General features: G+C 64.0%; 9 protein-coding genes. 1 reads left to right on the forward strand and 8 read right to left on the reverse strand.

Annotated elements, in window-relative coordinates; all coding sequences use genetic code 11:
- Positions 1-347: 347 nt before the first annotated feature.
- Genes SZ64_RS10010 through SZ64_RS10025 form a run of 4 tightly spaced genes read right to left on the reverse strand, consistent with a single transcriptional unit; the run spans position 348 to position 4,568 of the window.
- Complete coding sequence (locus SZ64_RS10010; RefSeq protein ID WP_054530695.1) at positions 348-1,355, reverse strand: glycosyltransferase family 4 protein; 1,008 nt, start codon at positions 1,353-1,355, stop codon at positions 348-350.
- Positions 1,355-2,341 (reverse strand): glycosyltransferase, encoded by a 987-nt coding sequence (locus SZ64_RS10015; protein WP_054530696.1) that lies wholly within the window; start codon positions 2,339-2,341, stop codon positions 1,355-1,357. The genes SZ64_RS10010 and SZ64_RS10015 overlap by 1 nt, the downstream gene beginning before the upstream one ends.
- 26 nt (positions 2,342-2,367) lie before the next feature.
- Complete coding sequence (locus SZ64_RS10020) at positions 2,368-3,297, reverse strand: glycosyltransferase (protein ID WP_054530697.1); 930 nt, start codon at positions 3,295-3,297, stop codon at positions 2,368-2,370.
- On the reverse strand, positions 3,294-4,568 hold the full coding sequence (locus SZ64_RS10025) for an oligosaccharide flippase family protein (RefSeq protein WP_054530698.1): 1,275 nt from the start codon (positions 4,566-4,568) through the stop codon (positions 3,294-3,296). Before SZ64_RS10025 ends, SZ64_RS10020 begins: the two co-directional genes overlap by 4 nt.
- A 297-nt stretch (positions 4,569-4,865) precedes the next feature.
- On the opposite strand from SZ64_RS10025, the gene SZ64_RS10030 reads away from it, so the two are divergent.
- On the forward strand, positions 4,866-6,242 hold the full coding sequence (locus SZ64_RS10030) for a WecB/TagA/CpsF family glycosyltransferase (RefSeq protein WP_054530699.1): 1,377 nt from the start codon (positions 4,866-4,868) through the stop codon (positions 6,240-6,242).
- Here SZ64_RS10030 and SZ64_RS10035 read toward each other — a convergent pair.
- The 4 genes from SZ64_RS10035 to SZ64_RS10050 form a co-directional block, all read right to left on the reverse strand.
- Positions 6,236-8,329 carry a response regulator gene (locus SZ64_RS10035; protein ID WP_054530700.1) on the reverse strand — a complete coding sequence of 698 codons (2,094 nt, stop codon included), beginning with the start codon at positions 8,327-8,329 and terminating at the stop codon, positions 6,236-6,238. The genes SZ64_RS10030 and SZ64_RS10035 overlap by 7 nt on opposite strands.
- Positions 8,326-11,454 (reverse strand): HAMP domain-containing histidine kinase, encoded by a 3,129-nt coding sequence (locus tag SZ64_RS10040; RefSeq protein ID WP_054530701.1) that lies wholly within the window; start codon positions 11,452-11,454, stop codon positions 8,326-8,328. The genes SZ64_RS10035 and SZ64_RS10040 overlap by 4 nt, the downstream gene beginning before the upstream one ends.
- Positions 11,455-11,704: 250 nt before the next feature.
- Positions 11,705-12,178: a hypothetical protein gene (locus SZ64_RS10045; RefSeq protein ID WP_054530702.1), complete on the reverse strand. Its 474-nt coding sequence runs from the start codon at positions 12,176-12,178 to the stop codon at positions 11,705-11,707.
- 52 nt (positions 12,179-12,230) lie between these two features.
- Positions 12,231-13,010 carry a hypothetical protein gene (locus SZ64_RS10050; RefSeq protein ID WP_054530703.1) on the reverse strand — a complete coding sequence of 260 codons (780 nt, stop codon included), beginning with the start codon at positions 13,008-13,010 and terminating at the stop codon, positions 12,231-12,233.
- Positions 13,011-13,230 lie beyond the last annotated feature (220 nt).

The following is a 13,230-nucleotide window of genomic DNA, read 5'->3' on the forward strand; positions in this document are numbered from 1 at the left end:
AGCCCCATTGGCGCGCTTACCCCATGGCGCGCACCCTTCCTCAGGGCGGTTCGCTCGCCTGGCATGGCAAGATCATGCCTTCGGATCGGCACAGGTCGCATTACGGACCGGGAGACGAGGGATCGAGGATGGAAGTTGGTGGGCAAGGCCGGACTGTCCGAAGCGCCAAGGCCTCCGCAACCTATCCCTGACCAATGCCCTTCAGCGCAGTGACATGCCGCCTTTCAGGCGGAAACTGCGGGCGCCACACTGACGGTGGCCGGCATTCCCCGTCCAGAGAAAAGACAAAAAAAGACCGGCCGGGCAAAGGGGGCTGCCCGGCCGGTCCCTCGGTTCGCTGGTGGCGGTCAGGCCCGGCTGAGGGAGACCCGGGTGAAGAGATCCCGCCAGGCGAACCGTACCTGGTTACCGATCATGCGTGCTGCCGCACGGCCGCTCAGGGCCATTTGCGTCAGCGGCATCATGCGGAAGCGGCGAATGGCCGCTTCGATTGCGTCTGCGGTGTCCAGCCTGACGCACAGGCCCGCACCGCCCACCTGTTCGGGCAGGCCATCAATATCCGCGACCAGAATCGGGCGGGCGGCAAGCCGCGCCTCTGTCGCCACCTGGCCATAGGCTTCCCACAGGGAAGGCATGACGATGGCGTCGCACTGGGCCATGAAGCCGGCCAGATCCTTCACTTCACCATGGAAGCGGATATTGGCCGCATCGCCGGCAATGACGCGCAATTCGTCTTCCTGCGTGCCGTAACCGCCCACCAGCAATTCGATCTCGCCCGGGCAGAAGCGCTTGCACGCCTCGATCAGCGGGCCGAAATTCTTCACCGTGGCCAGCCGCCCATAACAGCCCAGCCGCAAGGGCTGGCCGCGGCGGGGGGCGACAGGGTCGATCTTCAGCAATTCATCCTTGCAGGACCATGGATAGATCGTGCGGCAGCGTGTTGTATCCAGCCCGGCCGCCTGACGCAGCCAGCGCGCCTGCGCCCGCGACACACACACGATTTCATCCACCGCGCGCGCGGAAAGCGCCAGCCGCAACATGGCCCGGAACCGCGCCTTGCGAGGCACACGGCGCCGTTCATAGGCCGCCGTATAGGTATGTTCGACATGCACCAGATGCGCATGGGGATTGCGCAGGCGCAGCGTGCGGAAGAACGGCAGATTGTTCCATGCAGGCGGGAAATGGGTGACGATCACATCCGCATCCGGCAGGTGCGGCGCAAGGCGCCAGCGCGGATCGATGGGCAGCACCATGCTGTTCACCAGTTCCGCGATAACCGGATCGTCGAACACGCGCAGGCCGTTGGTCACCCCGCCCATTCCGAAATCGTCGAGCAGATGGAAAACGCGCAGCATCACGCAGCCTCCTTCAGATAGACCCGCGCCAGTTCGCGGAAGCGTTCCGCGCCCAGGAGATTGCCCGCCACCACCGCGCCAAGCGTGGTCATGGTCTTGATCGGTTCGGCCACAACGATGTGGGGGCCGGTGCGCAGCGCCTTGGCCATCAGCGAGCTGGCGAATTGGGTATCGCCAAGCTGGATCGCGCGGCGCGCAAGATAACGCAGCTGATAGGCGCGGGCCGATGTGCCATATTGCGCGGCAAATTCCGGCGCATAGGCAGTGACTTTGCGCAGCATCGCTTCCCAGCTGAGATATTGCTGCACGATATTGGCCGAAAGCGCGCCGGACACGATCCGGTAATCGGTCAGCAGGCCTTCGATCCCTTCGAATGCCACCCGATGGCGCACGGCAAGGCGGGTCCAGAATTCGATGTCTTCCGACTGGCGGAAGCTTTCATCGAACCAGCAGATGCGATCCGGTTCGCCCGGTTCTGAAAAGGCCGCGCGATCGATGTCGCGCCGGCGCAGAACCGCTGCACTGCCATTGCCAACCGGATTGCGCTGCAGGATCAGGCCAGGCGTGATGCCGGTCAGTTGCGGGCGCATCGCCACGGACAGGGCATTGCCGAACCGGTCGATCAGGCGCGACCCGGCATAGCTGACGCCGATGGCCCGGTTCGCTTCCAGATGGATGAAGTGCAGGCGCAGCTTGTCCGGGTGGAAACAGTCGTCGGAATCCAGCAGGGCAATATAATCCCCGCGCGCTGCGGCGATGCCGGTATTGCGCGCGCCTGCAAGGCCCCGATTGGGCTGGGACAACACGCGGATGCGGGGATCGTGGAAGCTGCGGACGATTTCCATCGAACCGTCGCTGCCGCCATCGTCCACCACGATCAGTTCGAAATCGGTGAAGCTCTGACGCAAGACCGAGCGGATCGCATCGGCCACGTAAAGCTCGACATTATAGACCGGCATGACGACCGAGATGCGGGGATTGGCCATGATGATACTCCTCTGGGTTCTGGCCGTCAGGCAAACAGGCGCTGGCGCACGGTGCGCGGGATGAAGGGGCTGAAAGCAGCACCGGCCAGCGTCAGGGCGCCGCGCCGGAAATCTTCGAGGAAGGCATGGGCATCGGCCCGCAGGCCGCGCAGCGCAAAGCCAAGTGCGTCGCCCGCAGGGCCGCCGATGCGCAGGGCGCGCCGGGCGAGATAACGGCAATAGAGCGCCTCTGCCCCGGAAAGATCTGCAATCTGGCGATAGCGGTCCGCCAGCTTGCCCCAGCCGGCCAGCATGGCGCCCAGATCGGAAGAAAGGCCGCCCTCGCTCATGCGATAATCCACCAGCGTCTCTTCAATGCCGGCAATCCGGTGTCCGTCGGCAATCAGCCGGGCGAGCAGTTCCTGATCTTCGGCATGGTTGATGCTCTCGTCGAACCCGCCCGAAGCCAGAAAAACCGCTCGCGACACGACAAGATTGGACGTGGTGCAGGACGGGTTCTCGCCCAGCACCTGTTCCAGTGCCAGAATGCCGGAAGGAACCGTGGAATAGGTGCGCGCCGGGCCCATGCCGCGTCCAGCCGATGGGCGGAACGCGATGCGGGCGAAACTGCCTGCAAGGTCACGCTGGAGATCGTGCAGCCAGCGGTGGCACAGCAGCTTGTTGGCCCGCCACTGATCATCGGCGTCCATGAACGCGATGTAGCGCCCATGGGCCAGCGCGACGCCCAGATTGCGTGCGCTCGACACGCCGCCGTTATCGCGGCTGACCACGCGAATGCGATCGTCACGATCTGCATAATAGAGCATGCAGTGCAGCGTTTCGTCGCTTGAACCGTCATCGATCAGCAGCAGCTCGAAATCATCGCAATGCTGCTCGAGGACACTTTTGATCGCCTCGCCAACGGTGGTTGCCGCGTTGAAGGCGGGCAGGACGACACTGAAATAGGGCACGTTCATGACAGCTCTCCCTTGAGCGTAGTGGTGTTGGGCGTGGAAAAGGCGAAGCGCAGCGCGGGCAGGCACAGGGCCAGCGCAAGGCCCGCCGCATATCCGATGCAGGCCAGCGCGATGGAGTGGCCGGCCCCCAGTGCCAGGCCGCCGAGGCCCAGCACGGTGGCCATCGCGGCCATGCGGGTTTCACGCAGCGGTTCTCCGTCGGCGCGGTATTTCGCGCCCAGGATCGCGCCGCACATCAGCGGGACGGCGGCCAGGCACAGCAGCGAAAGGAACGGGGCTGCCGACACCCATTTCGGACCGAACAGGATCGGAACGTAGATGGGCGCCAGCAGCCCCTGACAGGCGACGAGCAGGACCAAGGGGGGCAGTCCCAGCAGGAACGCCTGACGCAGTTGCGCCGCACGTTCCTGTTCGCCACCTGCCCGGCACAGGCTGGGAAACAGCACAGTGCCGAAGGCGGTGATCAGCGATTGCGAAATGCCGAGCCCGGCATTGAACGCGAAATAATAGAGACCCAGCGCATCGAGGCCGAGCATGGCACCGACGATCAGCTTGTCAGCCTGCAGCCGCGCGGCGGCCAGCAGTTCGGACGCAAGGACGGCAGGGCCATAGACCGCGAAGACGCGCCAATGGGCATAGCCAGCTGCCGGGCGCGGCGCCCAGGGGCGGGCACGGCGGGCAAGGATCGTCCAGACGGGCGCGGTCAGCAGCTTGGGAAGAACAATGGCCCATGCGCTCGGCCAGATCAGCACGAGGGCGACGGTCAGCACATGATCGGTCATCGTCTGGGTCGCGCCGATGCGGGCAGTGGCCCCCATCCGACCTTCGCGCATCAGCAGGAAGATCTGCACCAGCCCCGGGGGCATCATCAGATATACGCCGGACAGCACGGCCAGCATGGCGGCCGCTTCCCGCTCGCCGGTGATCAGGGCCAGGGCGGCGGCGGCAGCGATCTGGATCAGCGCAACCGATCCGCAGACCAGCCAGAAGACGCGGCGGGCAGTGTTGCACACCCGGTCCAGCTCGTCCGCACGTGCGGCGACGATGCGCTGGCCGATCCCGGCATTGGCGAGGACACGGATCAGTTCGAACAGGCTGAGCGCCGCTGCAGCAGTCCCCAGCATGGCCGGATCGGTGCGGCGGGCGATCACCAGAATGGCGACGATACGCACCACGCGCGTCACCGCCTCGGCCGATGCATAGGCAGCAAAGCCGCCGATCATCGGCCTCAGGGCGGGCGGTATCCGCAATGTGAATGGCGCAAGGCGCATGGTGGACTCCTCAGTTGCGATCCACCCTTCTCAAGAGCCGTGCCATTTTCCGTAATTTATTGAATTTACGTGATATTCTAAAATCCGTCCCGCTAGGCGCGCGGCCCATTTCGCTCTTTGCAACAGCCGGCCTTGCAGAATGCGAGCGGATTCCTTGCATTTTGCGAATTTTGCAGGACGCCAAAATCTCATTTAGCGAATGGAAATCGTCAACCTTCTGAATTAATTATATAATTCTAAAAACGGCACGATCGTTGCTGCTGCTCCGCTGTCCCGCACAGCAGAGGAGAGCCACTAATGAACCCGTTTGCTATCAGCCGCGCCCATCGGATCGATCCGCTGTTCGGCCTGCCGCTGGTCAATGGCAGCCGCGCCGCCATGGCTGCCGAGATCGCCGCATGTGCACAGATCGGCGCTAACTGCGTCATCAATTTCGTGAACGCGCATTGCGTGAACACCCTGCGCTCGGATCGGTCCTATTCTGCCGCGCTGGAAGCAAGCGACCTGCTGCTGCCCGATGGCAGCGGCATGCGCATCGCCGCGAAGATGGCCGGTGTGCCGATGGGCGAGAACCTGAACGGAACGGACCTGTTTCCCGAGATCTGCGCCCAGCTGGCGCGCACAGGCGATACGATCTTCCTGCTGGGCGGCCTTCCGGGCGTTGCCCGCGATGCCGCCGATGCCATGTGCCGCCGCTTCCCCGGCCTGCGCTTTGCCGGGACGATGGACGGCTATTTCACCCCGCAAGAGGAAGACGCCGTGATCGCCCGCATCAACGCATCGGGCGCGCGCATTCTGATGGTGGGCTTCGGCGTGCCGCTGCAGGAAAAGTGGATCGAACGCAATCGTTCGCGCCTGACCGTTCCGGTGCTGATGGGCGTGGGCGGTTTGTTCGATTACTATTCCGGCCGCATTGCCCGCGCCCCCGCCCCGATCCGCGCGATCGGCTGCGAATGGGCATGGCGCCTGGCGATGGAACCGCGCCGCCTTGCCAATCGCTACCTGCTGGGCAATGCGGCCTTTCTGGCCCACGCCGCCCTGAATGCGGCAAGGCAGCGTGGCTTCAACGAGGTGGCATCGCTTGCCGCCAAGCGCGCACTCGATCTGGCGGTGACCGCCATCGCCATGATCGTGCTGGCGCCGATTTTCCTGGCCACCGCATTGGCCATCAAGCTCGACGATGGCGGGCCGGTGTTCTTCCGTCAGGTCCGTATCGGCAAGGGCGGGCGCAATTTCTCCATGCTCAAGTTCCGTTCGATGCGGGTCGATGCTGAAGCGAGGCGGGCCGCCCTGCTCGCGCAGTCGGAGCGCGACACAACCTGCTTCAAGATGAAGCACGACCCGCGCATCACCCGCATCGGACGGTTCCTGCGTCGCTTCTCGCTGGACGAGTTGCCGCAGCTCATCAACGTCCTGACCGGCGAGATGTCGCTTGTCGGCCCGCGCCCCGCCCTGCCTTCGGAAGTCGAAACCTATGGCGCAGCTGCCTGGCCGCGCCTGCGGGGCAAGCCAGGCATCACCTGCATCTGGCAAGTCAGTGGGCGTGCCGACATTGCCTTTGCCCGGCAGGTGGCGATGGACCGCGCCTATTTCGCCCGGCGCACGCTGGCGACGGATATTGCCCTTCTGGCCCGCACTGTGCCGGCCGTGGTCAGCGGGCGCGGCGCCTATTGATCCTCGATCAGCCTGGCAAACAGATCGCCGCTGCCCTCAAGGGTGGCGGCAATCGCTTCTTCTAACGCGGGCAATGTCTTGGATGCAGAGGAAAGCGGCCTTTCCCGCAAATCGCCCAGCCGCTCCAGAATGGCCACTGCACCGATATTGACGGCCACCCCCTTCAGGCTGTGCGCAGCCCGCCTCACGCCCTCCTCGTCCCCCGCCTTCACGGCCTGACTGATGGCCGTGCCGTAAGTGGCGATATCAGAATAGACAGCGTTGAGCAGCGGCCTGCGATAGGCCTCCGGCAGGGCAAGGAACGCCTTACGGAACGCCACCACGTCTATCAGCGCCGAAGCCGCCGTGCCGGAATTCCCGGCCGCGAACGACGTCAGCAAGGCCGCGCGCAGGGCCTCGCGCCGCACCGGCTTGGTCAGGCAGGCAGACATGCCGGCGGCCAGCATCCGTTCCCGCTCTTCCTGCAGGCCATGCGCGGTAATCCCGATGATCGGCGTGCGTGAGACCGGCCCTTCCAGGCTGCGGATCGCCCGCGTCGCTTCCTCGCCGCCCATGACCGGCATCATCACATCCATCAGGATGGCATCGAAACCACCATGGCGCGCGGCATCCAGCGCCTGCGCCCCATTTTCCGCCGTTTCGGTGATACAGCCCATCGCTTCGAGCTGCTGGAGCATGACGTAGCGATTGGTGGCCGTATCCTCCACCACCAGGATCGAAGGCGCCTCGCCTGCAGCGGTACGCAAAACGGTTCTGCGTTCCCGGCTTTCAGGTGGCAGATCGCATTCGCGCAACGGGATTTCGACAACCAGTTCGTCCGGATGTTCCGACGGCACGAAGCAGCGGCCACCCATGGCCAGCACCAGCCTGCCCGCCACGCGAATACCCGGCTGGCGTATCCTGGCGGGATCGCCTGCAGCAAGCTCGTCCGCCCAGCCATCCGCGCCCGTCGCGGTGATGGACAGCGCAAGCCCGTCCGCCCAGTCCGCCCGCAAGACCACGCCGCCTGCCCCGACAGAAAACGCCTCGTCCACCAGCATCTGGAGGATTTCGCGCAGGCCATGCGCATCGCCCAGCACCGCTGCGGGCATGTTCGGGGCGATCTCCACCGACAGGCCCTTGGCGGCGGATGGATGGTTCACCTTCCAGAAATCGTGCAACCGGCCCAGCTGCGCGGCAAGGTCCAGCGGCATGGAGGCAATCACGCGCGGGGGCGATGTGCCTTCCGCTTCCTCCGTCAACGCCTCGATCAGGGCCACCAGTTGCCCGCTGGCATAGGATGCCATTCGCACCTGCTGTGCGGCCTCCTCTGGCAAATCCTGTTCCTCCAGCAGGCCCACTATCCCGCTGAGCGCATCCAGCGGCGTGCGCAACTGGTGGCTGATTGCCGAAAGAAAGCGGGTGCGGGCGGAAAGGGCACGCTCTGCCTCCAGCTTTGCCGCTTCCAATTGCCGCGTCAGACTGTCGAGTTCCCGCACGCGCCGTTCAGCGCGCAGGCGCAGCGCCTTCATTTCACGGGCCGTCCGCCGGGCCTCGGTAACGTCCCTGACGCTGCCGTAGAGGGTGAAGGACATGCCGTCCGGCTCGATCTCTCGCCGGACGGACCAGTGGAGCCAGCGCAGCTGTCCATCCGGCCGCACCAGGCGATGTTCCATCTCATGATCGGTGTTCGACGGATCGGAGGCGAGATAGGCCTCCCATGTGTCGAACACACGCTGCAGGTCGAGCGGATGGATCAGATGCGCGGCGTCTTCAGGGGAAACCTTGCCCCGTCCTTCCAACCCGAGAATGGCAGCCAGTTCTTCCGATGAACTGAAATTGGCGCCGTTTTCCGAATGGAACGTGGCAATGCGCGCGGTGCGCTGCGCGGTGAGCAGCTTGCGGCTTTCCACGTCCAGCCGCCGGGCAAGGTTCTTTTCCTTGCTGCGCAGATCGCGGTTGGACTGATCGAGCTCGATCATCCGCGCCAGCAATTGCGCCTCTGCATCGTGCAGGGCCTTTTCAGTCCGCTCCAACCGGCGGGTCAGTATCTCCGCCCTTTGATCCAGCGGCAAATCGTTGAGCGCGGTGGAAGGGAGTTCCTTCATTGCTGGACTGCCTGCCGCAAAGCGTCGAGTTCGATGGGTTTGAAGATCATGCGAATCCCCGCTTCGGCAAGGCGCTGGCGCAGCGCCGTTTTTTCCTGCGAGACAAGCGCCAGAAGCTGGCCGGGGGCAATGCCTTCCCAATCCTGCGGGTCGGTCTCGTCCGCATCGAACACCACCAACGCCTCATCCCCCGCACTGTTGCACAGATTGCCGCTGCCCTTGGTGGAATAGCCAAGTTCCGCCACCAGCGCTTCAGCCATGACGCGGGCACTGGCGCTGGAAGATACGACCAGCGCATCCTTGCCCTTGCCCGGCCGGCGCAGATCGGCGCCCTGCGCCATGCCCTGCGGCAGGCGCAGGGTGAAGCGGCTGCCCTTGCCTTCTGTACTCTCCACTTCGACCGTGCCGCCCATCGCTTGTGCCAGGCGGCGGGAAATCGCCAGCCCCAGCCCGGTCCCGCCAAAGCGGCGTTCAGTCGATGCCTCTGCCTGCTCGAAGGACTGGAATATCTGCGATAATCTGTCCTGCGGAATACCAATGCCCGTATCTTCCACTTCCACGATCAGCTCCAGCATATCCGGCACGTTCAGCGGCCGACAACTGCAGTGCAGGCTCACACCGCCGTTGCTGGTGAACTTGATGGAATTGGAAAGGAAATTGGCGACGATCTGCTGAATACGCGCCGGATCGCCCACCAGCCGACGGCCGCAATCGTCCGACATGGTCAGCCCGATCCCCTTGCGGCGGGCCAGCGGGCGGAACAGTTCCGTAACCCGCAGCATCAGATCCTGCGTATCGAACTCGATCTTCTCGACCACGAAAGACCCGCTCTCGATCTTCGCGTCCTGCAGCACATCGTCCAGCACGCGCATCAGGGCATCGGCCGAATCCTCGATCAACTTGAGCGCCAGCGCCCGTTTGGAAGCGGATTGTTCGCGCTTCATCTGGTCCAGCAGGCCCAGAATGCCGGTCATCGGGGTTCGGATTTCGTGGCTGACAGTGGCCAGAAGATCGCGCCGCATATCGGCTGCTGCCTGCGCCGCATCGCGTGCAGCGACCAGCCGGGCCTCCGCTACGGTCCTTTCGGTAATGTCGCGCGCAATGCCGAACAGCCCGCGCGGCACGCCGCCCATGCCTGCCGACAGCGGGCTGGCCTTGACGAAAGCTGTACGGCGGCGGCCTTGCTTGTCGATCAGATCGAAAGTGGTTTCGAAAGGTTCCAGCTGCATGCGCGCCCGCTGAAGCACTTCCAGCACCCGGCGGCGGTCTTCCGGCGCAATCAGCTTGCCGACATCGCGGAAGCCGATCTCCGTGCCATGGGGATAGCCGTATAGGTCGCAGACCCATTTCGACAGACGCACGGTCAGCCGCTGCGTGTCCACCAGGAAGTGACCCAACTGCGCCGTGCTCTCCGCCAGTTCAAGGAAGCTGACACTTTCCTCGATCTGCATCATCCGCTCGCGTTCCCCGGTAACGTCGCGAATAATGTAGGCAAAGCCGAGCGCTTCGCCGTCAATGCCGATCAGGGCATCCGCACTGTCATTTGCCCAGAACTCACTGCCATCGCTGCGATAACGCACCGCATCTTCAGAAATCCGTCCGTCGCGCGCGGCGCGCACGAGGAATTCCATATATCGCCATTCGCCCTTGCCGCCCGGCCCGAACACCCCGGCCAGGCCTTCGGGCCGGGCATCCGGATTCCAGCCCAAAAGGCGATGCGCGCCCTGATTGGCACGGATGATCCGCCCGTCCTTGTCCAGCAGAACGATGCCGTAATCGGATACAGCATCCACCAGCGTGTCGAAGGACCGCGACAGATTAGCCCGTTCCCAGTCGATGCGCTGTTCCATCTCGTGAAAGGCAAGGCCCAGCCGCTCGATTTCGTCCACCGGAGGTTCGGGCGGCACCTCCCCTTCCTTGCGATTGGCCAACGCGGCGATCGCGTCGGCCCGCACGGCCATGGCGGCAACGGGACGGGCAATCTGGCGATTGATGAACCACAGCGCCACCGCGATGAATACGAGCGCCCCGATAGTCCCCGCCAGCAGCAATGGCAGGGCCAGCCCGAATGCGGCCGAACGGACCCGCTCGCCGGGGATCAGCGAGATCACGACCCAGTTCGGCTGCCCCAGTCTGGCCATGGAAACATAGGCATCCAGTTCGGGCGAATAGGCCTCGAAATCGTTCCGCCTCTCCTTCTGCACGAAGTGCCAGAGCGCCTGCAGGCGGGGTTCCTTTGTAGAGTCCAGATCAAGAAAGCGCTCGGTCTCCCGGCTCGACTGGACAGTATAGTCCGGGTGCCGGATCAGCTTGCCGTCATCTGCAATGATGATGTTCTGCACGCCGGGAACATCGGTCTGCAAATCCTTCAGCAGGCTGTCGAGCGGTATGCTGCTGCCCCAGGCCCCGAGGTGGCGGCCCCCGGTGCGCATGGCCGTCATACAGCCAGTGGTCCACATATAGCCGCCCTGATCGTACAGGATCTGGGTCAGGCTGGTACAGCGCATCCGGCCGGAAGGATTAACTTTGGGTGAGGTGATGGTGGCGAATTCGCGATCCTGAAAGTTCAGGTTTGCCGGGGCACTGGTGCGATAGAATTTCAGCTGATCCTCGCGCCGAGGCGCATACATCACCAGATCGTTGGTGGTGGTATAGAAATACAGGCTCTCGATCGTCGGCCCGAGTCCCTCTGTCATGCTGCGCAAGGTGTCATAGGCGGCAAGGATCGTCTTTCGGCGATCCTCCGGGACATTCTCGCCTGAAACGAACGCGCCGATACCGCGGGCCGGAATGCCCTGCTGTGCTTTGCCGGTCCACAGGAACTCCGCCCCGCGCCTGCTGCCATCGCCCTTCTTCGGGAACAGCCGATCAAATCTGGCGGGGGAACCGATTTCATCCTCAAGCGCCAGCCGCATCAACTCGCGGGCGCGCGCCTCTGTCTTGCGGATTTCGGTGATGCGGCGTTCCACCTCGGTCTCGGCCTCGACGCGCGCCGTGCGCAGCAGGTCCACCGAACGGATGACTTCCCGGTCGCGCGCCGCATCATAGGCCATCCACGTCAGCAGCCCGAACGCCAGCAGCGCGAGCGGCACGATGAGCAGAATGGCTTTCTGCGAAAGGCGCATCCATTTCCCCTGCCAACCGATTGTCCGGCCCGCCGGAAAGAACGGAGCCGTCATGATGGGCCAGCTTAATGAATAAACTTAAATCCGGCTTCTTTCCATATTGTCCAATTCAAATTGGAACGGCCCAATGCCTACCGGCCAATTGTTAATAAAGCCCGGCTCTGACCGGCCGTTTCAGCAGCGGCAAACCCTTAGGCAGCGCCACCGCGCGCTCGTGCCGAAAGGTATCATTCACTCGAAGAATGGTAGATTATTGCGGCTGGGGGAATGCCCCCACCCTGAAATCGCGGCCTACCCAGCAGCCGCAGTCGTCGCGGAACGAGAGCGCGCCGGCCGGCACAAGATCGCCTTCCGTCCCACGGCGATAAGATCCAGTGGCCTTTTCTCCCGGACGGCCAACTTCCACCACCACTTCGCTGATTCCGTCGAGGAAAGGCCGGGCACCCGCGCGCCGGATAGAAAAGCTCGGCCCGCCCCATTCGACTCGCTCGCACGGCCCGTCGAATTGACCTTTGGGAGTCGCCAGCACGCAATGCCTTACCTGATGCACTGTCTCGCCGCCTTCATCCGCGACAAATGCGCTGCCACCTTCAGCGCTGATGGGTGTGGTCGGCAGCGCAGTGCCGCTTTGGGATGCGTCATCCCCGCCCGCCTCGCCGCAGGCGGCAAGCGAGAGGGCGGCGGCAAGGACCGTCGCGGCAGCATTGGATCTCCTGTTTCCCAAGCCTGGCTCCCCAACTGCACCTTGGCGCCCTTACCCTCGGGCGCCATGCCGATTACCGAACCTGACCCCAGCCGCCGCCATCCTCGCCCCATGCGACAAGAGTGAACGAGCCGGGATCGATGTCCTGCCTGCCGGGGCTGAGGCGGAAGAACCACGAATGATGTTGGAATTCCCGCCAAAAAGCGGGCGTCTTCCTGTCAAAACCATATTGGCCGCATGCCCCGCCGGACGGGGTGCCGGGCCAGACATCGACCAATTGCGCATCTGCTGGCCAGCCAGCAACATCCGCCCTGCGTGTAACGCAGCGCGTAGCCTGTAGCGGATCGCGAATCTCCGACCGTACGAGCGCGAGCATCCCGGCGCCGGGCGCACTGTCCTGGGAGGCAGCGATTTCCACGGCAACGCGGCCTTTGGAATTGCCTAGCGCCGATGTTTCGTAAGTCAATCTTGCCGGCTCTGTATCGCCATGCTGGGCCGCCCAGACGAGCTTCGTGGCATCGCCCTTGCATTGCAACGCCCGGTAAAGCAGCACAGCGCCGCCCGCCATGGCCGTTTCCTGCATCACCCAGTCGCAGCCCTTTGGCTTGGCTGGCTCGCCGCCGGCAGTATATTTCAAATAGCCAGAAGCCCGCGAAGTGCACATGCCCGTTATCGGCAGTCGCTCACCGTTGTCGGGGCAAGGCTTGCCGGAGACCGCTTCTGCCAATGCGGCGGGCGTTTCGTCACGCGCCTCGCCCTTCGTGCAGGCGGAAAGAAACAGAAGGCCAGCAAGCGCTGGAGCGCAGGCGGCAAATCGCAGCAGGTTGCCGCGCTCTCCGCGAGACAGGCCCATCAGGGAATTGAGAGGGTGCCGTGCAGGCTTCTGCCCAGAGGCAGCTAGCGACCCCTCTGGCCCGTCGACATCGCAATGCCCGAACCGGAGGGGACCGTTAAAGGCATTGCCGTTCGACAATGCATTGGGTTGCCCGCCGCAAGTCACCCTATTGGCCAAGGCCACGGAATTGTCCGCCACCTCCAACGGCTGCCCCTGCACCGTTGAAGGTGGCGTCACC

The sequence above is a fragment of the Erythrobacter sp. SG61-1L genome (genome assembly GCF_001305965.1).
In the GTDB taxonomy this organism is placed as follows: domain Bacteria; phylum Pseudomonadota; class Alphaproteobacteria; order Sphingomonadales; family Sphingomonadaceae; genus Andeanibacterium.